This is a genomic window from Sedimentibacter sp. B4 (assembly GCF_000309315.1).
In the GTDB taxonomy this organism is placed as follows: domain Bacteria; phylum Bacillota; class Clostridia; order Tissierellales; family Sedimentibacteraceae; genus Sedimentibacter; species Sedimentibacter saalensis.
In genome coordinates this window covers 1-220 of the sequence record NZ_CANG01001094.1, presented here as the reverse complement: position 1 = coordinate 220, position 220 = coordinate 1, and the positions used below count along the sequence as shown (strand labels likewise).

At 73.6% G+C, this 220-nt stretch carries 1 pseudogene; it reads left to right on the top strand.

What is annotated here, in order from left to right:
• A pseudogene (locus BN358_RS25145) lies at positions 1-220 on the top strand (bifunctional methylenetetrahydrofolate dehydrogenase/methenyltetrahydrofolate cyclohydrolase); the annotation flags it as partial.

Sequence of the window (220 nt, the reverse complement as noted above, 5' to 3'; positions counted from 1 at the left end):
CGGGCCCGAGCGAGAACTGCACCGTCACCCTGTGCCACACCGGCACCCGTGACCTGGCCGCCCACACCCGATCGGCGGACATCGTCGTGGCCGCAGCCGGGGTGCCGCACCTGATCACCGCGGACCTGATCGCCGACGGCGCGATCGTGCTCGACGTCGGCGTCAGCCGGGTGGACGGCACGCTGACCGGCGACGTGGCCCCGGACGTGGTCGAGGTGGA